This window comes from Massilia sp. METH4, from assembly GCF_037094685.1.
In the GTDB taxonomy this organism is placed as follows: domain Bacteria; phylum Pseudomonadota; class Gammaproteobacteria; order Burkholderiales; family Burkholderiaceae_D; genus Rugamonas.
The window spans coordinates 3,019,278-3,045,300 of the sequence record NZ_CP146614.1 but is presented as its reverse complement, the minus strand read 5'-3'; the positions used below and the strand labels follow the sequence as shown (position 1 = coordinate 3,045,300).

Below are 26,023 nucleotides of genomic sequence, written 5' to 3'. Positions count from 1 at the left end.
TCGGAGGGCCGGCACATGCCGGCCCTTTCCTTTACAAGATCTCCTGCACGAGCGCCGGCGGCCGGCACAGCCGCACGCCCTTGTCCGTCACGACGAATGGCCGGTTGATCAGCGCCGGATGCGCGCTCATTGCATCGAGCAGCTGGTCGTCGGTCAGCGTTGGATCGGCGAGGTTCAGCTGTTCGTACACCTCCCCCTTGTCCCGCATGGCGCCGCGCGGCGTCAGCCCTGCACGGGCGATCAGGTCCGCCAGCTCGGCGCGCGTGGGCGGGTTCTTCAGGTAATCGATGATCACTGGCTCGATGCCCGCCTCGCGGATCAGCGCCAGCGCGCCGCGCGAGTTGCTGCACGCGTTGTTATGGTAGATGGTGACGGCCATGGATGCTCCAGCATTGTTGTTGGCAAGGCCGGATAGTAATTGAAGTCGTCGGGAATCCAAAAATTCCGGCCGGAACAGTTGCCACAGCAATCGAAATCTGGTTTAATCATGCCTCTTCACCAAATCGGGGTGTAGCTTAGCCTGGTAGAGCGCTACGTTCGGGACGTAGAGGCCGGAGGTTCGAATCCTCTCACCCCGACCAGAATTCATGAAAAACGGCGAACTCCGGTTCGCCGTTTTTCGTTCGATTCACCGTTTCTCGTTCGTTCACCGTTTCTCGTTCGGTTCGCCGCTTATCGTTCACCCGTTCTTCACGCGGCCGATTTCACACCACCCGCGGCCGCCACCACGCGCGGCTGCTGCGCCGGCTGCACACCGCTGCGCAAGGCCGTCACCGGCGCATCGAACTCGAACCCGTCCGCCTCATGCAGTTCCCACTTCCCATCGCCCAGCAAGTGCAGCACGTGCGTATGGTGCTGCAGCACCGCCGGCCGGTGGGCAATGCTGATCAGCGTGGTGCCGCTGGCGCGCAGGCGCGCGTATAGCGAGGCTTCGTTGCCGCTGTCGAGCGCGCTGGTCGCTTCATCCAGGATGACGATGCTTGGCCCGTGCACCAGCACGCGCGCGAAGGCCAGGCGCTGCTGCTCGCCCACCGACAACAGCTTGGCCCAGTCCTGCACCGCGTCCAGGCCGCCCACCCGTTCGGCCAGGCGCGGCAGGTGCACCTGGTCCAGGATCTCCAGCAGCGCATCGTCGTCCAGGTCGCACTCGGCGCTCGGATAGATCAGCTGGCTGCGCAGCGTGCCCGGTTGCAGGTAGGGTTGCTGGGGCAGGAAGAAGAATTGCTCGATGGGCGGATGGTGGATCACGCCGCTGCCCGTGTGCCACAGGCCAGCGATGGCGCGCAGCAGCGAACTCTTGCCGCAGCCGCTTTCGCCGGTGATGAGCAGCGCATCGCCGGGCTTCAAGACCAGGTTCAATTCCTTGATGAGCACCCGCTCGGATTGCGGCGGATGCAGCGTGAGCGCTTCCAGCGCCAGGTGCTCGCCGGGGCGCTTCTCGATGCGCGGACGCGGCTTGTCGGTGGCGGCCTTCGGCTCCGCGTCGGGCAGCAGCAGGTTCGACAGCGCTTGCAAGCGGCCGATGCCCGCCACGAAGCGGCTCAGGCTCTCGAAGTTGTCGACGATGATGCCCACCGCCGTCAGCACGGCCGTGAAGGCGCCGGCCGCCTGGACTGCCCGCCCCACTTCCAGCTCGCCCGACAGCACGCCCTTGGCCAGGATGACGAAGGGCAGCACCAGCGTCAGCTGGCTGAACGTGCGCTGGAACAGGTTGAGCGAACGCTGCTTCTTGATCAGGCGTGAGAAATTGTGGATGACCTTCTCGAACCTGCCATCGATGTGCGCGCGTTCCTGTGCCTCGCCCCGGTAGAAGGCGATCGATTCGGCGTTTTCGCGCAGGCGCATGAGGCTGAAGCGGAAATCGGCCTCGCGCCGCAATTGCCAGAAATTCAGGTGGATCAGCGGCGTGCCGAAGATCCACAGGGCGATCACGGTTCCGGCCAGCGCGTACACCGCCAGCACGGCGACCAGCACATGGGAGATCGACCACAGCACGGCGGAAAACGCCACCAGTTGCATGATCGAGCCCAGGAAGATCAGCAGGAAGTGGGTAGACCGGCCCGTGAAGGTGTTGATGTCTTCGCTGATGCGCTGGTCGGGATTGTCGATCTCGCTGTCGTAGCCCAGCTTGTAGTACTTACGCCCTTTCAGGTAGCCGTCGAGGAAGCGGCCGGTGAGCCAGCGCCGCCACTGGTTGGCGAACAGGTCGCGCATGTAGTAATAGAAGGCGTAGACCGGCACCGCCACCGCCAGGATATACAGGCAGGCGCGCACCGACGTCCAGAAGCGGTCGCCATCCCTGCCGGCCAGCGCCGACGTCATCTCGCCTGCCTGGTCGTTCAGCATCACGGCGAGCTGGGTCTCCACCAGCATCAGCACGATCAGCAGCAGGAGCAGGGCCCAGGCCTGCTTCTTCTGGTCTTCCTGCCAGTAGGGCTTGGCCACGCCCACGAATTGTTTCCAGGCCGCGAGCGACAGGCGCGGCACGCGCGGCCGCTTCTTCGGCGCGGGGGTGTCATCGACCACGGGCTTGGCCCGCTTGACGGAATCGAGGGTAGGCTTGGTCATGATCGTATTTCCAGTAAACGGCTCGGTTCGAACTCGTGGGTTCGCTTTATTGTTGCTTTTTTGACCAGTTCAGCCTGGTGGTTGCAAAGATTTCGTTGCCCCGGCAGGCCAGGCAAGCCGGGACCACGCTTTCAGCTTAAAAGCAGTCATGGAACCGTTCAGTGCGGAAACGGACATAACGCCGCTGCTGATCCATAAAGCCCGGGCGGGCTGCCTACGAGGTCCCATATCGCCGTGAGTTCTTTACAATGGCCCAGGCATAGACCACAACGACATGGAGACAACATGCAGCAAAGCCTGAGCTATGTACACGGAGCACACGACGTTCCGCTCATCGGTGAAACCATCGGTTCCTTCCTCGCCGGCGTGGCCGCGCGGTACGCCGACAACGAAGCGCTCGTCGTGCCCCATCAGGGCGTGCGCTGGACCTACTCGGAACTCGACGAGCGCGTCACGCGCCTGGCCATCGGCCTGCTCGAGCTGGGCTTGCGCCCCGGCGACCGGGTCGGCATCTGGTCCCAGAATTGCGCGGAATGGGTGCTCGTGCAGTTCGCCACGGCGCGCGCGGGCCTGGTGATGGTGAACATCAACCCGGCCTACCGCCGCGCCGAACTCGAATACGTGCTGGACAAGGTGCAGTGCGCCGCCCTGGTCCTGTCGCCGGCATTCAAGTCGAGCGACTACCTGGCGATCCTGGGCGACGTGGTGCCGGAGCTGCGCGTTAGCGTCCCCGGCAAACTGCGATCAGGGAAGCTGCCGCACTTGCGGCACGTGATCCGGCTCGGCGCGGACAAGACGCCGGGCATGCACAATTTCGATGATCTGCTGCCGGAACCCGATGCAGCGGCGCGCGCAAACCTCGCGGACATCGCGGCCGCGCTGCAATTCGACGAGCCGGTCAACATCCAGTTCACATCGGGCACCACCGGTTCGCCGAAAGGCGCCACGCTCACGCACCACAATATCCTGAACAACGGCTTCTTCGTCGGCGAAGCGATGCGCCTCACGAGCGGCGACCGGCTGTGCATTCCGGTGCCCCTGTACCACTGCTTCGGCATGGTGCTGGGCAACCTGGCCTGCGTGACGCATGGCGCGGCGATGGTGTTTCCGGGCGAAAGCTTCGAACCGAAGTCGGTGCTGGAAACCGTGCAGGCCGAGCGCTGCACGGGCCTGCACGGCGTGCCCACGATGTTCATCAGCCTCCTCGACCATCCGGATTTCGGCCACTACGACCTGTCCACGCTGCGCACCGGCATCATGGCCGGCTCGCCCTGCCCGGCCGAGGTGATGAGCCGCGTCATCGACAAGATGCACCTGGCCGAGATCACGATCGCCTACGGCATGACGGAGACGTCGCCGGTCAGCTTCCAGAGTTCCGTGGACGATCCGGTGCCGCTGCGCGTCTCGACCATCGGCCGCGTGCACCCGCACCTGGAGGTGAAGATCGTCGATGCCGAAGGCAGGATCGTGCCGCGCGGCGTGAAGGGCGAACTGCTCACGCGCGGCTATTCGGTGATGCTCGGCTACTGGGGCGACGAGGAAAAGACCCGCGAGGCCATCGACGCGGCGGGCTGGATGCATACGGGCGACCTGGCGGTGATCGACGAACAGGGTTTCGCCGCCATCGTGGGTCGCGCCAAGGACATGGTGATACGGGGCGGCGAGAACATCTACCCGCGCGAGATCGAGGAATTCCTGTATCGCCACCCGAAGGTGCTGGACGTGCAGTGCGTGGGCGTGCCGGACGCAAAGTACGGCGAGGAGCTGTGCGCCTGCATCGTGCTGCGCCCCGGCATGGAAGCGGCGGAAGACGAGATCCGCGAATTCTGCCGCGGGCAGATCGCCCACTACAAGATACCCCGCTACGTGCGCTTCGTGGAGGGCTTCCCGATGACGGTCACCGGGAAGATCCAGAAGTACGTGCTGCGCCGGCAGGTGGCGACGGACCTCGGCCTGGCAGAGTAAGGTGGCGGGACAGGGCGTGGCCGCGTCCCGCTTCGCGATCAGCCGCGCCTGGAACGCAGCGCGCCGGCCAGCAGCAACAGGCCACCAGCCAGCATCGCCCACTGGCCGGGTTCCGGCACGGCGGGCAGCGGCCCGATCGCCTCCGTGTACACGGTCAGCACGGGGTTGGCGTAATGGATCTCGGCATTGCCCCAGGTCTTGCCCTCCAGCGGGAAAGGCTCGCTCGGATCGGGGTTGGTGGTATAGACGAAGGTCGATTCCACACGGGAGGAGCCGAATACGTCGAGGCCGAAGTCGAACACGCTCAGGCCCTGCGTATTGTGCACGATACCGCCCAGCGCAACGGGTGCCGAGACCTGGGTCGTGCTGTAGAGCTGCGTGGGCTGCTGGGTGGCACCGGCCGGCGAAATGCCCGCGTAGGCATGGGCGTAGTTCAGGGAATCCCCATAGTCCACGGCGATGACGTCGGGCCCGCTGACATCGGGCAGTTCCAGCACGCCGTTCACGGTGGCGGAAAACGAAATACCGGTGATCCGATACCCGCTTGCCGCCTCGAAGCGGATCGTGGATGCCACCTCGGCCACGCCCGGAGCCGACCCCAGGCTCTTCGTGTGCAGCAGCTGTTCGAAGCTGTCCAGGCTGATGACGGTCGACGTCGCGCTGGCGGACACCAGGCCGATCGCGGCAGGCGCGGCCGCGTCGCCATAGACGATGGAATAATCCGTGAACTGGAGCGAGAACGTGGGCACGGACAGTGAAGGCAGCGACTTGGCCTGGACGGCGGGTACGGCAAAGAACACTGCCGCCATGACGGCGGCGACGGATGTGGGACGGGGCATGGCGTTCCTTTCGACTGTTGACAAGAAGATCATTATTCGTCGTTTCGCGACGAACCGCCATGCGGATTCACGGGCACGCAACACTAGCGGATCGCTAGTGTTGCGTACTAGCCCCGCCCGGTGTCAGCGCCTGTATCGCGGCGGTGACGTACACCAGCGGCGCATTCCAGTTGATGGCCACCTCGTTGCTGGCATACGAACAGCCGTGATCCAGCCACGATTTCGCCGGCAGCGCCGAGAGGTACGCCACCGGGCAATCGTTCTTGTCCTGCTGCCCGGGCTGCGGACCGCCGACCAGCCAGCCCGGCACCGGCGCCGCGATGCCGTCGGCTTCCGATGGCCGGTGATGCGGGTGCAGCGGCAACTTCGTGCCAAAGCCGGTAACGAACGAGGTGCCGAGCGCATTGCGCCCCAGCGCATAGTCGAGCCCCGCCTGCGCTGCGTCGAGGTATTCGCGCTTGCCGGTCAGGCGATAACCGTGCGCCAGCACCATCGCCTGGTTCAGCGCCACGGCACTGCTGCCCCAGACGTAGTCCGCCGGCTGCATCGTGATCCCGTAGGCCGACGCCTTCCAGCCCCTGGCCAGGCTGGCGGACAGCGTATCGATGCGATTCGCCACCAGCGCCTGGTCCACCGCGGAGCCGAGCGTCTTGCGATGCCGCGCCAGCGACATCCACGCCAGGCCGTCGACCTGCGCCCAGGACGGCACGGTGGCCTTCAGCGCTGGCGCCTTCATCGCCCCGTAATAGGCGGGGTCCTTCGTGGTGATGAACAGCTCCGCCGCGGCCCAGCCGAATTCGTCGCTCACATCCTTGTCGCCGTATTCGCCGGTGGCCACGTCCTTCGGCTGCTGGTAGTAGACGCCCGGGTTGGCCCGCGCCCACTGCCACGCGGCCTTGGCCGCGGCGAGCATCTTCGCGGACAGGCCCGGCACGTGCTGTTCATAGGGTGCGAACACGCGGCTGGCAGTCGCCATCACGGCGGCGAAATTCAATGCCGCGGCCGTGGTCTTCTGCACCACGTAGCGCGGCTCCCTGGCCTGGTCCGGCATCACCATGCCGTCGAACTTCAGGTTGGTCAGCTTGTGGTACACGCCGCCGTCCGCGGGGTCCTGCATCGTCAGCATCCACTCCAGGTTCCACAGTGCCTCGTCGAGCAGGTCCGGCAGCGCATTGCCGCTTTCCGGAATGTTCAGGTCCTGCCCCTTGAACAACTCGGGAAAGTCCTCGAAGGCCGCCAGCAGCGTGTACGTGGTGATGCCGGAATTGACGATGTACTTGTTGTAGTCGCCCGCGTCGTACCAGCCCTTGGGGCTGGAGATCACGGTGCCCGCCGGCCGCGCGGGCGAGGCGGCCGATGCGTGAACCAGTACCCGCGTGTCCGGATGGCCCGCCGCGCGGGCGTACGCGCCCGCGTGCTTTTCATCCAGCGCGGTGCTGTTCCGGTTGAAGTAGAAAGCCTTGATCGCGGCCGCGTTCACGGGCTGGAAAACGGCCGGGCCGATGTCGAACGGCGGCGAGTCGGGCAAGCCGGCCACGCGCACCTGGTAGCGGCCCGGCGTGGCCAGGCCCGTGAAGTCGGCCAGCCGCACCTTGTCGCCGGCTTCGGGCGCTGCCTTGCCCGGCGCCAGCGTGCCGGTCTTGACCACCGTATCGGTGCCCGCCTGGACGACCGTGAAGCTGGCCGCCTTGCCGTCGGGGACGACGGCGAATTTCGCGGCCCCAGGCAGGAAGCCGAGCTGGTTGACCTTGATCGTGGCGCTTGCCGCCTGGGGCGCCGCCGCCCATGCCGCGCAGGGCAAGGCCAGGCAGGCGAGCGGCAGCAGCGACTTCAGGGAACGTCGTGGTGTCATATTGTCTCCGGTTGTGAAATCGTTTTCATTTTTTATTCCGCCATAGTGGCGCAATTCGGCCGGAAGATCAATGCATGAGCTTGCCGGGGTCGCAACGAGCGGCCGCGCGCGGCCGGGATGGCCTAACTCGACGGGAAATGCTAGAATCGCCGGCTGTGTGCTGTCGAGCACACGCACCGCGGGGTGTAGCTTAGCCTGGTAGAGCGCTACGTTCGGGACGTAGAGGCCGGAGGTTCGAATCCTCTCACCCCGACCAGTCTTAACGACCGATTCTCCTTGTTGGGCTTCCGCTTTCCTCCCTGCCGACATTTCGACGGGACTAGAAGCGCCCGAGAGAGCCTTCATGGCTGTGTTGCAGCGCCTCGCTGTACAGTCGTACCATCCGCGACGCCGCGCCTTACCCTGAAGGTTCGGTCAGACCTTCGATCCCTGCAAAAGGTGGGAATTTCCCTGTCCGGCCACTGCTTGACAGCGTTCGCCACGGACTGTGACTACGGCTGCTCGTCGGTGCACAGGGCACGCTCATCACCATCGAGGAGGATTCTCACGATGCTTCCGTGGTCGAAGAACGGAACCTCCGGGCAATAATGCGTTTGTCCACCGTCCAGTACCGGCCGCCAGTGAACCGTTTCCGTGCGCGCGATGCGCAAAGCGCCGCCAGGACCGCGCTGCCAGATATCGATGCGTGTGTCCCGAGCGATCCCGTAGGATTCCTCGCAGGCGCCGACGTCGGCAACGGTGAACGCCAGGCGTCCTTCGCGCTCCTCGACGCGGTCCTTGAAGACGATCTGCCCGTCGATATACGAGGGCGATGAATAGCAGTAACGGCGTTTGCCGTCGTCGGCCAGCACCGGGAGCGCATGGCTCTGCAAGGTCTGATCCTCGACGAGCGTGCTTCCGTGCCAGCGGTACGTCGTCACGCCGTGCGAGCAGCAGCCGTCGCGCCAGAAGGACGCAATCATCTTGTGCTCGTAATCGTACTCGGGCGAGGTGATTTCCTGGAGCAGCTCCGGGCCTGGTGCGAACCGCCGCGTGCGCGGGTCGAACAGCCAGGTCTGGTGGGGAATATTCGGCGATGCAGGCAGGAACAGCGGGATCGTGATGTCAGGTCTGCCGTCGAAGTTCGCGTCGATGGCCCGGGGCAGGAAAACTTGGCAGGTACCCTGGGAATCAGTCGCGAGCCGCTGCACAAGGCGGCGCCCACGATACAGCTTGATCGCCACGACACGCGGCTGCGTCTCGCATGTGTGGTCGTTCGCCGGGCGGCTGTCCGCGACCAGTGTCATCTCGTAAGGCAGGGGCCGCGTGTCGGCGAGGCTGAAGCGCTGCGCCGCGCCGCTGTCCGGGTGCGCCCTGCTGCCGACCATGTGGCCGTCACGAAGCCTTGCGTGCCAGGATGCCTGCCGCACCCGCGTGCCGCGCTCGCCCAAGCGAAGCTCGGACAACCGGATCCGGTCGCCTTTAACCGTGCCCTGCATCTGGATCCGGTCCTGGCCATCGCGCGCGCATGGCGCAAAGCAATAGCTGCCCTCCACGCGGGCATCGACACGGGTCAGTGCGACCTCGACCTGCCTGCCGTCGAGATTGCCGGCATATGTACGCGACCATGCAGGAAATTCGACCATGACCGGCCCGGGCTCGCCGGCATGCGCTACCTGCACCGTCGACAGGAACCACAAGCTCCACACCGACATCACCATGGGCAATCCGTGCCGCGTGCGTTGGAGGGAGGAAGTTCGGGTCCTCCCCGTTTTGTCTGGCATTGCTTTGTGCATGTGCGTGTCTTGGGTCCCGTCGCCTTGGCAGGCAACAGTTTGGCTCGGCAATATACTGCATGATAACTGCCGATCGAATTACAGCCTGTAATACTGCTCCCAGCCCTTGCGCGGCGCGGGACCTTCCAGCAGGGCGTTCGCCTCCTTATGGTTGGTAATCTTCCTGGCAGCCGGATCGAAAGCGAGCTTGGCATTGAGTCGTTGCGCGATGATGCCGAGCGCCATCGCCTGGCATAAGGGACCGGCCACTGCGAAACTCGAGCGGCAGGTTTCCTCCCCTTTGCAAGCCTTCAGGAAGTTCGCGAAATGGTTCGACGGGCTTTTCGGCACCGGCGGCAGGATATCCTTGCCGGCGCTGCCGATGATGCTCAACTCACTACCGTGCGTGCCGCCCTTGAAGGTCAGCTCGTCACCGTAGATGACCTTCCCGGGCGGCAGCGCAATCGACTGATTGCTGCCCTTCGATGGCGGTGGAATATTCGGGTCGACGATGGCTGCGCCATAATCCTTCGGCAAAGGCGGCAGGTTGTTCAACCCGTCATACCAGGTCAATTCCAGTGGCGGCAAGGTGCCGCGCTGCGGAAAGCGGAAGGCCAGGGTCGACGCCTGCGGGAAGATGAACGGGCTGTGGCCATCCAGTCGGACTGCCTCGACTTCGGTGGGAAGGCCGAGGTGCAGGAATTCATGGGCCGTATCGAAAATGTGCGCGCCCCAGTCGCCCAGGGCGCCGTTGCCATAGTCGTACCAAGAACGCCAGTCGCCGTTGATATAGCCGGGATTGTAGGGGTGGGGCACGGCGGTCGATGTCCAGCCGTCCCAGTCCAGTGTCGCCGGCACCGACTGTGCCGGCAGGTAGCCGGACACTTTCATGCCATGCCAGCGGCGCGGGTTGTTCATGTGCGCCGTAATGGCACGCACATTCCTGATGATTCCCGCATCGACCCATGCCTTGAACTGGAAATAATTCGCCTCCGAATGGCCCTGGTTGCCCATCTGCGCGGCCACCTTGTATTTGCGCTCGGCGGCCATCATGAGTTCGATCTGGCGGAAGCTCTGGCCCATCGGCTTTTCGCAGTAGATGTGCTTGCCCTGTGACATGGCCAGCATGGCGATCGGAAAGTGCGAGAAATCGGGTGTGCCGATGCTCACCGCGTCGAAGCCATTGCCCATCTTGTCGAACATCTGGCGGAAGTCACTGAAACGCGGCACATCCGGGAACATTTTCAGGATCTCAACCGTATGCGGCGCGCCCATGTCCGTATCGCACAGGGCGACGATCTGCGCCAATCCCGTTGCATGCAATTCCTTGATGATCTGCGCGGCGCGGTTGCCGATGCCGCAGCAAGCCAGCCTTACTTTGTCGGCCGACGTACCCGCGAAGGCCAGGTGCGGCACGGCCAGGGTGGCCAGGGCACCTTGCATGAATTGCCGGCGGCCTGTTTTGGTGCTTGGGTTTGCCATCATGTCTCCATCATTATGATCAATCGTTAACTGTAGTCGCCCGGCCACGCGATCTCCCTGCCCTGGTCCATCGCGGCCTGCCCCATCAGCACGGCGATGGCGGAACGGTAGGCGTGATCGATCATCTGGGGAGTTTTCTGGTTCAGGCGGATCGCGTTGGCGAACGCGGCCATCGAAATGGCTGTGCCGTCGTCGCCGCCGAGGTCGCGCCGCAATGCCTGCCCGGCGGTGGCTTGCTTGCTGTCCGGCTTCCAGGTCGGCCCGCCGATGGGGATCGTTTCGACAGTGGATTTCTCCAGCTGGTCGATGAGCCGCACGATGCCGGGTGCCGGCGGCGGCTGTTCGAAGTAAACCTTGCCGCTCTCGCCTTCGATCGTTCCCTTCGGCCCCATGATCTGGATTTCCAGGCCGTGGTAGCGATTGCTCGTGAGCGAGTCGTACAGCAGCGTGACGCCGTCGCGGTAGCGGAACAGCACGTTGACGTTGTCGTGCACTTCCCGGTCATCCTTCCAGTGATTGATGCTGCCGTATCCGACGCAGGATAGCGGCGCGGCGTCGAGGAACCAGTTGGCAATCTGCAGATGGTGCGAGGCCAACTCCGCCATCAGGCCGGCCGAACTGGCCCGATACAGCCGCCAGTTCAGCTTGCGTTCCAGCTCGGGGCGCGGCACCGGGCGCCGCCAATCGTTATTGCGGTGCCAGCTGGCACGAATCTGCGTGATGTTGCCGATCTGGCCGGAGGCCACCATCTCGTGCGCGTGCAGGAAGGAAGCACTGAACAGGCGCTGGTGGCCGATCTGGAATACGCGACGGCTCCCATGCGCCGCACGCGCCACGGCCTTGCACTCCTCCACCGTCAAGGCCAGGCTCTTCTCGCAGAAGACATGTTTGTCGGCAGCGAATGCATCGAGGCACATCGGCGCATGCTCGTGCAAGGGCGTGGCGATCAGCACGCCATCGAGACCGTTCATGTCGAGCAGCCTGCGATGATCGGTGAACGCCACCGGCTTGTTGCCCGCAACCGCCAGTGCGGCCTGGAGATGCGGCGGATAATCGTCGCACAATGCCACCACCTCGACGCCAGGCGTACGCAACAGGTGCTTGAGCAACAGGGTGCCGCGCGAGCCGGTGCCGATCACGGCGACGCGCACGCGATCCGATGGCGCGCGGCCGGCCGGCTGCGCACGCAACGGTGCCATCCAGGGAAGAGCGCTCAACAATGTCGAGCTGGCCACGACGCCAGCCAGTCGCTGGAGGAAGCGGCGCCGCGCGACGATATCGTCGCCGGCGTCGTCGGTATCCGGGGGGAAATCCTTACTCATACAGCCAATCCTTTTCGCCAGTCCATCTTCCATTGCTCTTCCGATAGACGATATGCACTGCCTGGACGCCTGCATAATGTCGCAGGATGGCAGCACGACGAGGAGCCGGAACCACCAGCAATGCGGTCGACAGCACCTCCGCATCGGTCGCGCTGGCGCAGGCAACGGTCATGGTTTCGCAACCGGTCACGAGGCAGCCGCTGGACGGATCGACGATATGCGCCTGTCCTTCGCGGTTGCCGGATGTCGACATGGAAGAGTCACGCAAGTCGAAGCGATGCAGCGAGCGGCCTGGTTCGAAGAGGTCTTCCACGCCAACGGGCCAGCAGTCGCCCGCGGGATGGGTTCCGATGACGCCGACGGAACTTTCACCAAAGCTGAGGAATGCGTGGCCGACGCCACGATCGAGCAACAGTTGCCTGACACGATCGAGTGCAATGCCCTTGCCGATGCCGCCCAGGTCCAGCTGCATGCCTGGTGCCGTGAACTGCAAGGTGCGCGCCACCGGATCGAAGTGCACCATCTGCATCCGGTGACCGCCCCGTTGCGAACCCTGGGCGATATCGAATGCACCATCGGTCAATTCATGATGCCGCCTGCAGGTCTGCAGGACATCCCACAGGCCGTCCGGCACCGGAACCGGCCCGCCGGCGGCGTCGCGATTCACCGTCGCCAGGTCGCCGTGCGCGACGAAGCGGCTCATCATCCGCTCCTGCTCGACGAGCACGGCTTCCGCCTCGCGTGCGAATCGCCTACCCGCGCGCGCTTCGGTTTCCGGCAATACCATGCTGAACCGCGTGTTCATCGCGGCGAACGTATGGTGAAACATACTGCGCGCCCGCTCAGCTGCGGCTCAGGTCACGAATACGTATGTTTCGGAATGACACTTTATCGCCATGGTCCTGCAGCAGGATGTGACCGTCGGGCCATTCCCCGAATGCGGAAATGTCCTTGAACTTGCTCCCTGCGACGGCGGCGCGAAACTCGTCCGAGCCGCGTTCGAACTCCACTGTCTTCTTGCCGTTCAGCCAGAACGAGACGAGCTTCCCCTTCGACACGATGCGGACCCTGTTCCATTGCTCGACCGGGGACGGGCTCTTGTCCATTGCTGCCGGAATCAGGTCATACAGGGAGCCGATGGTGCGGTTGCCATCTATTCCGAGTTTCGCATCCGGATGGCGATCATCGTCCAGGACCTGGAACTCCAATCCGATCGCGGAGCCTACGGTTGCCGGCTTGCCGGTCAGCCGGTCGATCGGCTTGAGATCCGGCTGCGTGAAGATCTTGACCCCGCTGTTGGCACCAGGGGCAATCATGACGTCGAGCTCCAGTTCGAAATCGCGATAGCGCTTGCGGGTGATGATGTCGCCCCCGCTGCGGGATTCTTCCCCACCCTTGCCCATGACAGTCAGGATGCCATCGCATGTCTGCCATCCTTGTGCGGGAAAAGCATCGGACCGGACGCTACGCCATGCCGCCGTGGAGGAACCATCCCACAGCATGGTCCAGCCCTGCAGCTTCTCTTCCCCGGTGAGCGGCGCGGTTGCCGAGACCAGGGAAGCATTGCACTTGCCGCTGGCAGCCGTGGCCTGCAGGGGCACCACTGCCATGGCAGCGACAAGCGCTGCCGAGGAAAACGACCGAAACCGCATATTGTCTCCATGTTTGTCTTAGGTTTTTAGGCGAAACGTTTCCGTAGCAAGAATGTAAGGTAGAAGACTACCCGGCACCAATGCAAAATTGGGATCGATCGATTCAATATTTAAATTGAATTCAACGATGCGCCATGCCGCTGCTTTTCCCTGGGCGTCCCCTTACTCCCCCTGCCGCGCCCCTTTCCGATAATCCCCCGGACTGCTCCCCGTCCAACCCTTGAACGCCCGGCAAAACCCCGTCGCATCGGCAAACCCCAGGTCATTGGCCAGCACGGCCACGCCGGTGTTCGAATTGGCCAGCCGGTGCACGGCGATATCGCGCCGCAGCCCATCCTTCACCAGCTGGAAATGCGTGCCCTCCTCCGCGAAGCGGCGGTTGAGCGTGCGCACGGAGGTATGCAGGGCCCCGGCGAGATCCTGGATGGTCACCGGCCCGGACAGGCGGTGCTCGAGGTATTCGCGCGTCTTCGCCGTCAGGGAGCCACGATGGATGGCGCTGAAGGTCCAGTCCTCGGGGGCACGTTTCAGGAACGCCCACAGCTCGTGCTTCTCGCGCCGGAACTGCTCCGCGCAATCGGCGTAGAAGAAGTCGATGGCGGTCGCCCCGGCATCGAAGCGCACCTCGCCGGGGTACAGGAAGGCGTAATCGCGCACGTGCCTGGGGCGGCCGAAGTTGAACGCGATGCGCTGCAGGCCGATCTCCCTGCCCAGCAGCCACGAGGCGATACCGTGGATCAGCTTCATCATCAATTCATGCGCGAGCGGCGTGACAGGCGTGCCGGCCATTCTTTCGACCAGGGCGATTCGCACCACTACGTTCTTCGTGGAGATCTGCAGGCGGTAGTCGTCGAGCAGCAGGTTCCAGAAGCGCACGAAGCGGTTCAGCGCCACCAGCACGGTCGGGGCGTCAAGCAGGCTGAGCATCAGGTACTTCAGCGTGCCGCCGCGGATCGGCCGCGACCACAGTCCCAGCATCTCGTCATCGAGCGTGGCCGCGATCGTGCGATACAGGGCCACGTATTGCTGGCGCGTCAGCCGCGCATCGGGCTGCGCCAGCAGGGACGGCGCAATCGCGGCGGTGGCAAGGGCCTGGAACGCTGCTTCCTCGCCGTGGCGCGTGCGCAGGGCGTGCAGCATGCCCTGCAAGAAGTGGGCGGATACGGTGAGCGCGTTTTGCCAGGACTGGTTCATGGCGCCATTATGGCGCACTTTGCACATCGATTGGCGTGATGTGACTGCTTGCCCCACCGGCGCTCCCTATACTGGCCGGAAAACGCTGCGGTGCCTGGCTTTCGCCATAGGCGCCGTCTGGCGTATTCTGCCCATCAGTATGATAGACACCGAGCGAAGGAGCATGGCTTGAAGACGAGACGCATAGTCGTGACCGGAATGGGGATCGTGTCCCCGTTGGGATGCGGAGCCGACGCCGCATGGAAGCATCTGCTGGAAGGCCGTTCCGGCCTGGCCCGCTTGCCCGACGGCGTCACGGAAGGCATCGCGGCCAAGGTCGGCGGCGTGGTGCCGCCGTTGACGCCGGCCAGCCCATGGGGCTTCGATCCTGACCGCGTGGTGGAGCCGAAGGACCAGAAGAAGATGGACCGCTTCACGCTGTTCGCCCTGGCTGCCACCCAGGAAGCCTTGCAGCAGGCGCGCTGGCAGCCGGGAACGGACGGCGAGCGGGAAAGGACGGCGACGATCGTGGCTTCCGGCGTGGGCGGCTTCGGCGCCATCGTCGATGCCGTCAGGACCACCGACGGGCGCGGGCCGCGCCGCCTGTCGCCTTTCACGGTACCGAACTTCCTGGCCAATATGGCGGCCGGCCACATCTCGATCCGCCACGGCCTGCGCGGCCCGTTGGGCGCTCCGGTCACCGCCTGTGCCGCGAGCGCCCAGGCGATCGGCGACGCGGCGCGGCTGATCCGCGCGGGCGAAGCCGATATCGCCGTATGCGGCGGGGCCGAGGCTTGCATCGACCGCGTCAGCCTCGGTTCGTTCGCCGCCGCGCGCACGATGGCGACGAACTTCAACGACGAACCCACGCAGGCATCGCGCCCGTTCGACGTGGCGCGCGATGGCTTCGTGATGGGCGAAGGCGCCGGCATCCTCGTGATAGAGGAACTGGAGCATGCGTTGCAGCGCGGCGCCACGCCGATCGCGGAGCTGCTCGGCTATGGCACGAGCGCCGATGCTTATCACCTGACGTCGCCGCCCGAGGACGGCGCCGGCGGCCGCCGGGCGATGGAGCTGGCGATCCGGCAGGCCGGCATCGCCCCCGAGGCGATCGGGCACCTGAATGCCCACGCGACGTCCACCCCGGTGGGCGACGCCAGCGAGCTCGCGGCCATTCGCGCCGTCTTCGGCGCCGGCCGGGGCCCCGCGGTGTCGGCCACCAAGTCGTCCACCGGCCACCTGCTGGGGGCCGCCGGCGGCGTGGAGGCGATCTTCACCCTATTGGCGCTGCGCGACCGGATGGCGCCGCCCACGCTGAACCTGGCGACAGCCGATCCGGCGGCCGAAGGCATCGACATCGTCAGCGGCACGGCCCGGCCGATCGAGACGGAGTATGCGATCTCGAACGGCTTCGGTTTCGGCGGCGTCAACGCCAGCCTCGTATTCGGCCGCTTCCCGGCGGCGTGAGGGCGTGGGCGGCTGAACTATAATCGCCTACCCCAACCAGTATCTGGAGCCAGGTTCATGCCTTCGTTGTAATGCCGTTCACTTAACACTTCGGCCGAGTGCCGAAGATGATGCATTCACCCCGGATTTTGCATCCGGGGTTGGCTTATCTGAACGGCATGACTGCCTTGACCGGCTCCTTTCATTATGCACAGCACACCGGCCACCGCCGTCCCTCCCCGCATCCGCCACCGCCAGGTCATTTCACTCGCGCTGCTGCTGGTGAGCGGCGTGATCAACTACCTCGACCGCGCCACGCTGGCCGTGGCCAACGAATACATCCGCGCCGACCTGGGGCTGTCGCTGGGCGAGATGGGCCTGCTGCTGTCGGCGTTCGCGTGGAGCTATGCGATCTGCCAGTTGCCGGTCGGCGCGCTGGTCGACAAGATCGGACCACGCTGGCTGCTGGGCATGGGTCTCGTGGTGTGGTCGCTGGCCCAGGCTGCCGGCGGGCTGGTGTCGACCTTCGGCTGGTTCGTGATTGCCCGCATCGCACTCGGCATCGGCGAGGCGCCGCAGTTCCCCGCGGCGGCGCGGGTCGTCAGCAACTGGTTCCCGGCGCGCTCGCGCGGCACGCCCACCGGCGTCTTCAACTCGGCTTCGCCGCTCGGCGTGGCGCTGGCGCCGTTGCTGCTGCCGCCGCTGATCGCGGCCACGAGCTGGCACTGGGCATTCTTCGCCACCGGCGCACTGGGCCTGGTGATGGCCATCGTGTGGATCGCCCTGTATCGCGATCCCGTGCGCGGTGAGCTCGACAATGCGGAACGGGCCTATCTCGAGATCGACGGGGCCGAAGCGGGCGGCAAGGCGGCGCCGGCCGCGGGCTTCGCCGCCTGGCGCAGCCTGTTCCGGCACCGCACCACGTGGGGCATGATGCTGGGCTTTTTTGGCTCGGTCTATCTGAACTGGGTATTCCTGACGTGGCTGCCGGGCTACCTGCGCACCGAGCGCCACATGGAGCTGGCCCAGGCCGGCATCGCGGCCTCGGTGCCCTTCCTCTGCGGCTTCGCCGGCGCCCTAATCGCCGGGTGGGCGTCCGACCGCGTGGCCCGCCACGCGGCATCGCCGGTCGCCGGCCGGCGCAACGCGGTCGTCGTGGCCACGCTGGGCATGGTGGCCTTCACGATCCCGGCTGCCCTCGTCGAAAGCAATACCGTCGCCGTGGCGTGCATCGCAGTGGTGATCTTCCTCGCGAACGCTTCCTCCGCCTGCGCCTGGTCGCTCGCCACGGTGGCCGCGCCGCCGAGCCACGTCGCCTCGCTGGGGGCGCTGCAGAATTTCGGCGGCTTCCTGGGCAGCGCGCTCGCGCCCATCCTCACCGGCTACATCGCGCAAGCCTCGTCGTTCGTACCGGCCCTGCTCACCGGTGCGGGCATCGCGTTCCTGGGGGCCATGTGCTACCTGTTCCTGGTAGTGCGGCCGATACCGGAACAATATTGAAGCACCGGCACAAACGCCTCTTTGCCGTCTCGCTCGGCCGGGCGCAAGCGGTAGTAGTCTGACAACGATGGAGATTGCTCCGCGCGGCGATTCGAGGTCTGCCTGGGGTTCTCAACACGGTAACTGGTGCGGCCGGCCGTTGCGTATCCCCCGCGTCCGATTGAATCCGTGCGTCGGCCCATGCGCGTATCGCGCTACCATGCCGCGATGACTACGACCGACATCCTCCATCCCCGCCCCCAACTGACCCGTACCCAGTGGGCCAGCCTGGACGGCACCTGGGAATTCGCCTTCGACGACGACGACCAGGGCCGCAACCAGGGCTGGCACGACGGCCGCGCGTTGCCGCGGTCGATCGAGGTGCCGTTCCCCTACCAGAGCGAACGCTCCGGCATCGGCGCGAAGGACGTGCATGAAATCGTATGGTATGCCCGTACCTTCGACGTGCCGGCCGAGTGGCGCGAGCAAGACCTGTTGCTGCACTTCGGCGCCGTCGACTACAGCACCGAGGTCTGGGTCAACGGCAAGCTGGCTGGCCGCAACCGCGGCGGCCATGTGCCGTTCTCGTTCAATATCGCCCCCTTCCTGCACGACGGGCCGAACCGCGTCACCTTGCGCGTGGAAGACCGGCAGGACATGCACCAGCCGCGCGGCAAGCAATCGTCGTCCGGCAAGCCGGTGCGCATCTATTACTGGTGCACGACGGGCATCTGGCAGAGCGTGTGGCTGGAGCCCGCGCCGCCCGTGCGCGTCGATGCGCTGCGCTTCCTGCAAACCGAGCCGGATGGGCGGCTGGCGGTCGAGGTGCACCTGCACGCGCCTTCCGGCCCCTGGACCGTCGAGATGGACGTGCTGGATGAAACCGGCGAGCGCGTCGTCTTCGCGCAGGCGGAAACGCGCTTCGCCAACGCCACGCTGCATGCGCGCATCGACGCGGCGCAGCCTTGGTCACCCGACACGCCCTACCTGTACGGCCTGCGCGTGCGCCTGATCGCCGACGGGCGGGTGCTCGACGAAATCGGCTCCTACTGCGGCCTGCGGCGCTTCGAGGCGCACGATGCCCACTTTCACCTGAACGGCCGGCGTACCTTCCTGCTGATGGTGCTCGACCAGGGCTACTGGCCCGATACCAACTTGGCCGCGCCCTCGGCCGATGCCCTGCGCGAGGATGCGCAGTGGATCAAGCGCCTCGGCTTCAATGCCGTGCGCAAGCACCAGAAGATCGAAGACGAGCGCTGGCTGTACTGGTGCGACCGGCTCGGCATCCTCGTGTGGGAAGAGATGCCGAACACGCGCAGCTGGTCGCTCGAGGCGGAAGAGGCGCTGCTGTCGGAATGGGAACGCGCCGTGGAGCGCGACGCGGGACACCCCTGCATCGTGGCCTGGGTGCCGCTGGTGGAGAGCTTCGGCTTCCCGGCCCTGTACCGCCATCCGGGCCAGCAAGCCTTCATCGAAAAGCTGGTGATGCGCACCCGGCGGCTCGATCCGGGGCGCCTGGTCGTCGACAACGACGGCTGGGAGCACACCGACCTGACCGACATCTGCTCGATCCACGACTACACGCAGCCCGGCGACAAGCTGGCCGCGCGCTATGCCGAAACGGTGAAGTCCCTGCAGCCGCCGTCGAAGGGCTGGTACAAGGACAAGCCGCTGTTCCTGCCCGGCGGGCAGTACCGCGGGCAGCCGATCGTGCTGTCGGAAGTGGGCGGTTTTCTCAGCGAACCCGAGGCGCCGGACGCCCCGCGCGACCGGCTGTTCGATTACTACGGCACCGTGCGCTCCGGCGCCGAGCTGCTGGCGCGCTACCGCGACCTGATCGAGGCGCTGGGCACACTGCCCTTCCTGGCCGGCGCCTGCTACACGCAATTTACCGACGTCGAACACGAAAAGAACGGCCTGCTCACGTTCGACCGCCAACCGAAAATCGACCCCGAGGAAGTCGCCGCCCTGCACCGCGCGTTGCTGCAGCGTTATCAAGACGGTTGAGCACGTGTCATGGTGCCAGGCACCATGACACGTGCTCAGCCAATACGCTCGCTCTGCATGCAGCCGGCCGCTGGCGAAAATTTTGTCAACGGGCCGTAAGAATAGCTGTCGAGCCCGTGTCACAGTGCCTGACCCCATGACACGAGCTCAGCCATTCGGGACCGCTTGCTACACCAATTTTCATATCGTGCGGCAAGGAAATGTTTCAAATCGTATCATTGCGCGCAATGCCGAGCTGTTACACTAGCTTGTTACACATTTTTTCGGAGAGCGCATGAGCATGGCAACGACGGGCCGCCTGGCCAAGGTCCTTGGCGAGAACCAGGAAGCACTGATTGAAGGCTGGCTGGGCGGGATGTTGTCCCGCGTGGTACGCCGTGACAAGGCGGCCGAGGGCGAGATCCGCCAGCAGGCCGGCCGCTTCATTCCGCTCGTCGCCCGGGCCGTCGAGAAGGGGCAGAACTACGATTTCGATGCCCCGGCCTGGCAGGAAGTGCGCCAGCTGCTGGCCGAGATGTCCGCCGCGCGCGTGCGCCAGGGCTTCTCGCCGACCGAGACGGCCACCTTCATCTTCTCCCTGAAGGAGCCGGTATTCACGCTGCTGCGCCAGGAGCTGGCGGCGGACCCGGCGGCACTGGCTACCGAGGTAACCGAGGCTGGCACGCTGTTCGACCGCATGGGCCTGTTCACGATCGAGGAATACCAGAAAGGCCGCGAAAGCGTGATCATGCGCCAGCAGCAGGAATTGCTGGAGCTCTCCACCCCCGTCGTGCAACTGTGGAAGGACGTGCTGGCGCTGCCGCTGATCGGCACGCTGGACAGCGCCCGCACCCAGGTGGTGATGGAAAACCTGCTGCAGAAGATCATCGAAACGGGCGCCTCGATCGCCATCATCGACATCACCGGCGTGCCGACGGTGGACACGCTGGTGGCCCAGCACCTGCTGAAGACGGTCGCCGCGGCCCGCCTGATGGGCGCCGACTGCATCATCAGCGGCATCCGCCCGCAGATCGCGCAAACCATCGTGCACCTGGGCGTGAACCTGGAGGACGTGCTGACGAAGGCCACCCTGGCCGATGCATTCGTGGTGGCGCTGAAACGCGTGGGCGCCACCGTGGTGCGCAACGAAGCGGCGGCCTGAGGCGGACATGGAGCGCATCCCCATTCTGAAGATGGGCGACCTGCTGCTGGTCACGATCCAGGTCGACATGCACGACCGGCTCGCGATGACCTTGCAGGACGACCTGACCGCGCGCATCGTGAAGGACCGCGCGCGCGGCGTGCTGATCGACATTTCCGCGCTGGACATCGTCGATTCCTTCATCGGCCGCATGATCAGCAACACGGCGGCGATGGCGCGCATTCTCGACGCCCGCACCGTGCTGGTGGGCATGCAGCCCGCCGTCGCCATCACGCTCGTGGAACTCGGCCTCACGCTGCACGGCGTGCAGACCGCGTTGAACGTCGAAAAAGGCGTCAAGCTCCTCCAGCAACGCACTGACTAACCGGAAAGGCGATCTTGAGCAATAACGACGTCGATGCGATGGTGCTGCCGATTCGTTCCGACGAGGATGTCGTGCGGCTGCGGCAATCCGTGCGCGAACAGATGATCGCCGCCGGCTTTTCGCTGATCGACCAGACCAAGATGATCACGGCCGCCAGCGAGCTGGCGCGCAATACGCTGCGCTACGGCGGCGGCGGCGAGGCGCACCTGCAAAAGCTGCTGCAGGGCGTCCGCAAGGGCATCGGCCTCACGTTCATCGACCATGGGCCCGGCATCCCCGACATCGCGCGGGCGCTGACGGACGGCTACACGACCGGCGGCGGCATGGGGCTCGGCCTGTCCGGCGCGAAGCGGCTGGCGGACGAATTCGACATCGAATCGGCGCCCGGCCAGGGCACCACGGTCAGAATCTGCAAATGGAAACCATACTAGCCGCGGAACACCGCCAGAGCTGCCATCCGCTCGCGGAGGCCAGCCAGGTCGCGGCGGTGCGCCGTGCCGCCGTGAACCTGTGCACGCAGCTGGGCTTCGATGAAACGGCGGCCGGCGAGGTGGCGATCGCCGTCACCGAGGCTGCCACCAATATCCTCAAGCATGCAGGCCATGGCGAGATCCTGCTGCGCCCGCTCGTGCGGGCCGGTATCCACGGCCTTGAAATCCTCGCCCTGGACAACGGCCCGGGGATCGCCAACCTGCATGCCAGCATGGCCGATGGCCACTCCACGGCGGGCAGCTATGGGGTAGGCCTGGGCGCCATGCGGCGCCTGGCCACCGAATTCGACATCTACAGCACCGCCGGCCGCGGCACCGCCGTGATGATGACGCTGTGGCCGCGCCCGTACACGTCGATGACGCCGGCCGAGGCGGCGCGCACCGCGCCCTCCCTGCACTGGGGCGCCGTATGCCTGCCGATGCACGGCGAGCACATGTCGGGCGACAGCTGGGCGCTGGCGCACGACGCCACGTCGGCCACGGTGATGGTGGCCGACGGCCTCGGCCACGGCCCGCTGGCGGCGCAGGCTTCCGAACTGGCGGCCACGACGCTGGCCCGCAATCCCGCCCTGCCGGCCGGCACGCTGCTCGAAGACATGCACGCGGCACTGCGTGCCACGCGCGGCGCGGCGGCCGCCGTCGTCCGCATCGACATGCTGGCCGACACGCTGACCTTCGCCGGCGTGGGCAATATCGCCGCCCACGTGTTCAACGGCAGCGAGCGGCGCCAGATGGTGTCGCACAACGGCATCGTGGGCAGCAACGTGCGCAAGGTGCAGGAATTCGACGCGTCCTGGACCGACGCTTCGCTGCTGATCCTGCATTCGGACGGCATCAATTCGCGCTGGAACCTGCCCGATTATCCGGGCCTGGCCGCCTGCCATCCGGCACTGATCGCCGGCGTGCTGTACCGCGACTGCAGCCGGGGACGCGATGACGTCACCGTGCTCGCGATCCGTGACCGACAGGGATGGCAATCATGAGCATCCGCATCGCCGGCCTGCGCATGGAGCAGGGACTCGACGTCACCGTGCTGGTGGTCCGTGACCGACAGGGGTGGCAATCATGAGCATCCGCATCCTCAGCCTGCGCATCGACCAGGAACTCGACGTGGTGGCCTCGCGGCAGCGCGCGCGCCAGATCGCCTCGCTGTGCGGCTTCAACACGCAGGACCAGGCGCGCATCGGCACCGCCGTGTCGGAACTGGCGCGCAATGTCTACAACTATGCCGGCACGGGCCGCGTGGAATTCGCCATCGAGGGCTCCACCGCGCCGCAGCTGCTGGTGATCCGCATCGAGGACAAGGGCCCCGGCATACCGCACCTCGACGTAGTGCTGTCGGGCCGCTACCAGTCACGTACCGGCATGGGCATGGGCATCCTGGGCGCGCGCCGCCTGATGGACCAGTTCGACATACAGACAGAGCCCGGCGCCGGCACCACCATCACACTAAAGAAGCTGCTGCCGCACGGCGCCCTGCTCATCACGCCCGCCACGGTCGGCGAGATGGGCGCGCAATTCTCGGCGCTGGCGGCGGACGTGTCGATTGCCGAGGTACAGCAGCAGAACAAGGAACTGCTGGCCACGCTGGCCGAGCTGAAGGCGCGGCAGGATGAACTGATGCAGCTCACCCGCGAGCTGGAAGACACCAACCGCGGCGTGGTCGCCCTGTACGCCGAACTGGACGAGAAGGCCGACCACCTGCGCCGCGCCGACGAGATGAAGACGCGCTTCCTCTCCAACATGAGCCACGAGTTCAGGACGCCGCTCTCCTCGATCCGCGCGCTGACCCGGCTGCTGCTGGAACGCGTGGACGGCGACCTGACGCCGGAGCAGGAAAAGCAGGTGCGCTTCATCCTGAAGGGCGCCGAGTCGCTGACCGAACTGGTGGACGACCTGCTCGACCTGGCCAAGATCGAGGCCGGCAAGATCGACGTGCGCGCCGCGCCGTTCGAGGTGACGGAAATGTTCTCGGCGCTGCGTGGCATGCTGCGCCCACTGCTCGTTTCCAGTACCGTGGACCTGCTGTTCGAGGAACCGGAACAGCCGATCACGATGATGACGGACGAAGCGAAACTGTCGCAAATCCTGCGCAACTTCATCTCCAACGCCCTGAAATTCACCGAGGCCGGCCACGTGCGCGTGTCCGCCGCGCTGCTGGCAAAAGGCGACGCGGTGCGCTTCGACGTGGAAGATACCGGCATCGGCATCGCACCGGAGCACCAGCAGATCATCTTCGAGGAATTCTCGCAGGTGGAAAACCGGCTGCAGCACCGCGTGAAGGGCACCGGCCTGGGCCTGCCGCTGTGCCGCAGGCTGGCCGGGCTGCTGGGCGGCTCCGTGTCGCTGAAGAGCACTCCGGGCGCCGGCTCCGTCTTCTCCGCCGTAATCCCGCTGTATCATGACGAGATGCCCGAGCCGCACGTGTTCCGCCCGGATGCGCCGGATGCCGCCGGCATCCCCGTGCTCGTGGTGGAAGACGACCGCTCGACCCAGCTGCTGTACCGCAGCTACTTCCGCAACACGCCCTACCGGGCCGTCGCCGTGCGCAGCGTATGGGAAGCGGAACAGGCGTGGAGCGTGGAGAAGCCGGCCGCCATCATCCTCGACCTGTACCTGAACGGTGGCGACAGCTGGCGCTGGCTTGCGCAGATCAAGGACGATGAACGCCGCAAGAACGTACCGGTGATCATCGCCTCTGAAGTGGCCGACCGCCAGAAAGCGTTCTCGCTGGGGGCGGACGCCTATTTCAGCAAGCCCGTCGCACGCGACGAACTGTTGGCACAGTTGAACGCCCTCTGCCACCAAGAGAGACCATCATGAAGGCATCCCCGCTCGACCCCGTGATCCTGAACGTCGACGACACCGACGCCGCGCGCTATGCCAAGACCCGCATCCTGCAGCGCGCCGGCTTTCGCGTGATCGAAGCCGGCAGCGGTGCCCAGGCGCTGGAACTGGCCCGGGAACAGACGCCCGACCTGGTGCTGCTCGACACCAAGCTGCCGGACATTAACGGCTTCGAAGTCTGCCGCAAGATCAAGCAGAGCCCCGACACCTCGATGGTACTGGTGCTGCAGACTTCCGCTTCCTACCTGTCTTCACCGGACAAGGTGCGTGCGCTCGACAGCGGTGCCGACAACTACCTGTTCGAGCCGATCGAGCCGGAAGAACTGGTGGCCAATGTCCGCGCGCTGTTGCGCCTGGGTCGGGTGGAACGCGAGCTGCGCGACATGGATCGCCGCAAGGATGAATTTCTGGCGATCCTGGCCCACGAGCTGCGCAATCCGCTGGGGCCGATCCGCAACGCGGTGGAACTGCTGCGCAGCCTCGATCCGCACTCCTCGCCCGCGCAGGAAAACGCGCGCCGCGTGATCCTGCGCCAGACCGACCACATGGTGCGGCTGGTGGACGACCTGCTGGACGTTTCGCGCATCTCGCAGGGGAAGATCGCGCTGCGCCGCGCCCCGATCGAGCTGTGCGGCCTGCTGAAAAGCGCGGTCGAAACGGCCGACCCGAACATCGCCGCGCGCCAGCACATCCTCGCGGTGAAATTGCCGGACCACGATATCTGGGTCGACGGCGACAGTGTGCGCCTCACGCAGGTGGTGGGCAATCTGCTGAACAACGCAGCCAAGTTTACGGCACCCGGCGGGCGCATCGCGCTGACCGCCTGCCTGGAAGGCACCGAGGCGGCGATCCGCGTGACCGACAACGGCATCGGCATCACGCAAGAGCAGGCCGAGCACATCTTCGACCTGTTCGCCCAGGCTGGCCATTCGCCGGACCGGGTGCAGGATGGGCTGGGCATCGGCCTGTCGCTGGTGCGCACGCTGGTGAACCTGCATGGCGGCGAGGTGCGCGTGCACAGCGAGGGGCCGGGGCTCGGCAGCACGTTCGAGGTGCGCCTGCCCACGCTCGCCACCACGCCGGCGGCCGATGCCACCGATTGCGATCCGGCAGCGGCGCCGGATCGGCCGGCCAATACGTACCGCATTCTCGTCGTGGACGACAACGTCGATTCGGCGGAGATCGTGTCCGCCCTGCTGCAATTCGCCGGCCACGAGGTGCACATGGCGCACGACGGCGCCGGCGCCATCGAGGCGGCGCTGCGCCTGAAACCGGACGTGGTGTTCCTCGACATCGGCCTGCCCGACATGAGTGGCGTCGACGTGGCCGCGACGCTGCGCGGCTACCCGGAACTGGCAAAGACGGTGCTGATCGCGCTGACCGGCTATGGGCAGGACAAGGACCGCATGGGCGCGATGGCGGCGGGCTTCAACCACCACCTGACCAAGCCCGTCAACATGGAAACCTTGAACGACACGGTGCGCACGTTCATGAAGCGGCAGTGATGGCGGCCGGCGTGAGCGTCCCCTGAAGCAATTTTTCCGCAACCCCGGTGACAGGCACCCGGTTTCTAGAAACATTTCCTTGGAAGCGGTGACAGGCTCCGGTTCTTGGGAAACGTTTCTGGAATCTCGGAGCCTG

The 26,023-nt window shown here is 65.6% G+C and carries 20 protein-coding genes and 2 tRNA genes; 12 read left to right on the top strand and 10 right to left on the bottom strand.

Annotated elements, in window-relative coordinates; genetic code table 11:
* Nucleotides 1-31 precede the first annotated feature (31 nt).
* The gene (gene arsC, locus V6Z91_RS13475; RefSeq protein ID WP_338771049.1) at nt 32-379 is read right to left on the bottom strand and encodes an arsenate reductase (glutaredoxin); all 348 of its coding nucleotides are present in this window, start codon (nt 377-379) and stop codon (nt 32-34) included.
* A 125-nt stretch (nt 380-504) separates the two neighbouring features.
* Here arsC and V6Z91_RS13470 point away from each other — a divergent pair.
* Nucleotides 505-581 (top strand) — tRNA-Pro (locus tag V6Z91_RS13470).
* 109 nt (nt 582-690) lie between these two features.
* On the opposite strand, the gene V6Z91_RS13465 is transcribed toward V6Z91_RS13470, so the two are convergent.
* Nucleotides 691-2,568, bottom strand: a complete 1,878-nt coding sequence (locus tag V6Z91_RS13465) for an ABC transporter ATP-binding protein/permease (RefSeq protein WP_338771046.1) — start codon at nt 2,566-2,568, stop codon at nt 691-693.
* Between the two features lie 285 nt (nt 2,569-2,853).
* Between V6Z91_RS13465 and V6Z91_RS13460 the strand changes: the two genes are divergently transcribed.
* The gene (locus tag V6Z91_RS13460) at nt 2,854-4,533 is read left to right on the top strand and encodes an AMP-binding protein (RefSeq protein ID WP_338771044.1); all 1,680 of its coding nucleotides are present in this window, start codon (nt 2,854-2,856) and stop codon (nt 4,531-4,533) included.
* 38 nt (nt 4,534-4,571) lie between these two features.
* On the opposite strand, the gene V6Z91_RS13455 is transcribed toward V6Z91_RS13460, so the two are convergent.
* Together V6Z91_RS13455 and V6Z91_RS13450 are read right to left on the bottom strand one after the other, a co-directional pair.
* Nucleotides 4,572-5,372: a hypothetical protein gene (locus V6Z91_RS13455; RefSeq protein WP_338771042.1), complete on the bottom strand. Its 801-nt coding sequence runs from the start codon at nt 5,370-5,372 to the stop codon at nt 4,572-4,574.
* Nucleotides 5,373-5,466: 94 nt separating this feature from the next.
* Complete coding sequence (locus V6Z91_RS13450) at nt 5,467-7,224, bottom strand: glycoside hydrolase family 9 protein (protein WP_338771041.1); 1,758 nt, start codon at nt 7,222-7,224, stop codon at nt 5,467-5,469.
* A gap of 179 nt (nt 7,225-7,403) precedes the next feature.
* Here V6Z91_RS13450 and V6Z91_RS13445 point away from each other — a divergent pair.
* Nucleotides 7,404-7,480: transfer RNA gene (locus V6Z91_RS13445), tRNA-Pro, on the top strand.
* A gap of 235 nt (nt 7,481-7,715) precedes the next feature.
* On the opposite strand, the gene V6Z91_RS13440 is transcribed toward V6Z91_RS13445, so the two are convergent.
* From V6Z91_RS13440 to V6Z91_RS13415, 6 genes are all read right to left on the bottom strand, one after another.
* Nucleotides 7,716-8,924: a nitrite reductase gene (locus V6Z91_RS13440; RefSeq protein WP_338771039.1), complete on the bottom strand. Its 1,209-nt coding sequence runs from the start codon at nt 8,922-8,924 to the stop codon at nt 7,716-7,718.
* A gap of 153 nt (nt 8,925-9,077) precedes the next feature.
* A complete protein-coding gene (locus V6Z91_RS13435; protein ID WP_338771038.1) occupies nt 9,078-10,508 on the bottom strand; it encodes a Gfo/Idh/MocA family oxidoreductase in 1,431 nt (476 codons plus the stop codon).
* Nucleotides 10,487-11,782 carry a Gfo/Idh/MocA family oxidoreductase gene (locus V6Z91_RS13430; protein WP_338771037.1) on the bottom strand — a complete coding sequence of 432 codons (1,296 nt, stop codon included), beginning with the start codon at nt 11,780-11,782 and terminating at the stop codon, nt 10,487-10,489. Before V6Z91_RS13430 ends, V6Z91_RS13435 begins: the two co-directional genes overlap by 22 nt.
* A complete protein-coding gene (locus V6Z91_RS13425) occupies nt 11,775-12,611 on the bottom strand; it encodes an FAD:protein FMN transferase (RefSeq protein ID WP_338771036.1) in 837 nt (278 codons plus the stop codon). The genes V6Z91_RS13430 and V6Z91_RS13425 overlap by 8 nt, the downstream gene beginning before the upstream one ends.
* 13 nt (nt 12,612-12,624) lie before the next feature.
* Entirely contained in the window at nt 12,625-13,434 is an 810-nt protein-coding gene (locus V6Z91_RS13420) for a DUF1080 domain-containing protein (RefSeq protein ID WP_338771034.1), read from the bottom strand.
* Nucleotides 13,435-13,596: 162 nt separating this feature from the next.
* Nucleotides 13,597-14,628, bottom strand: a complete 1,032-nt coding sequence (locus V6Z91_RS13415) for an AraC family transcriptional regulator ligand-binding domain-containing protein (protein ID WP_338771033.1) — start codon at nt 14,626-14,628, stop codon at nt 13,597-13,599.
* Nucleotides 14,629-14,826: 198 nt separating this feature from the next.
* Between V6Z91_RS13415 and fabF the strand changes: the two genes are divergently transcribed.
* The 9 genes from fabF (at nt 14,827) to V6Z91_RS13370 (ending at nt 25,887) form a co-directional block, all read left to right on the top strand.
* On the top strand, nt 14,827-16,074 hold the full coding sequence (gene fabF / locus V6Z91_RS13410; protein WP_338771830.1) for a beta-ketoacyl-ACP synthase II: 1,248 nt from the start codon (nt 14,827-14,829) through the stop codon (nt 16,072-16,074).
* A 186-nt stretch (nt 16,075-16,260) separates the two neighbouring features.
* The gene (locus V6Z91_RS13405) at nt 16,261-17,553 is read left to right on the top strand and encodes an MFS transporter (RefSeq protein ID WP_338771032.1); all 1,293 of its coding nucleotides are present in this window, start codon (nt 16,261-16,263) and stop codon (nt 17,551-17,553) included.
* Nucleotides 17,554-17,760: 207 nt separating this feature from the next.
* On the top strand, nt 17,761-19,539 hold the full coding sequence (locus tag V6Z91_RS13400) for a sugar-binding domain-containing protein (protein ID WP_338771031.1): 1,779 nt from the start codon (nt 17,761-17,763) through the stop codon (nt 19,537-19,539).
* Nucleotides 19,540-19,813: 274 nt separating this feature from the next.
* On the top strand, nt 19,814-20,680 hold the full coding sequence (locus tag V6Z91_RS13395; RefSeq protein WP_338771028.1) for an STAS domain-containing protein: 867 nt from the start codon (nt 19,814-19,816) through the stop codon (nt 20,678-20,680).
* 7 nt (nt 20,681-20,687) lie between these two features.
* Nucleotides 20,688-21,044: an STAS domain-containing protein gene (locus tag V6Z91_RS13390; protein ID WP_338771026.1), complete on the top strand. Its 357-nt coding sequence runs from the start codon at nt 20,688-20,690 to the stop codon at nt 21,042-21,044.
* Nucleotides 21,045-21,082: 38 nt separating this feature from the next.
* Entirely contained in the window at nt 21,083-21,475 is a 393-nt protein-coding gene (locus V6Z91_RS13385) for an anti-sigma regulatory factor (RefSeq protein WP_338771827.1), read from the top strand.
* Nucleotides 21,460-22,518, top strand: a complete 1,059-nt coding sequence (locus tag V6Z91_RS13380) for an ATP-binding SpoIIE family protein phosphatase (protein ID WP_338771025.1) — start codon at nt 21,460-21,462, stop codon at nt 22,516-22,518. The genes V6Z91_RS13385 and V6Z91_RS13380 overlap by 16 nt, the downstream gene beginning before the upstream one ends.
* 82 nt (nt 22,519-22,600) lie before the next feature.
* A complete protein-coding gene (locus V6Z91_RS13375) occupies nt 22,601-24,358 on the top strand; it encodes an ATP-binding protein (protein WP_338771022.1) in 1,758 nt (585 codons plus the stop codon).
* Nucleotides 24,355-25,887, top strand: coding sequence for a response regulator (locus V6Z91_RS13370; protein WP_338771020.1), 1,533 nt, complete (start codon nt 24,355-24,357; stop codon nt 25,885-25,887). The genes V6Z91_RS13375 and V6Z91_RS13370 overlap by 4 nt, the downstream gene beginning before the upstream one ends.
* Nucleotides 25,888-26,023 lie beyond the last annotated feature (136 nt).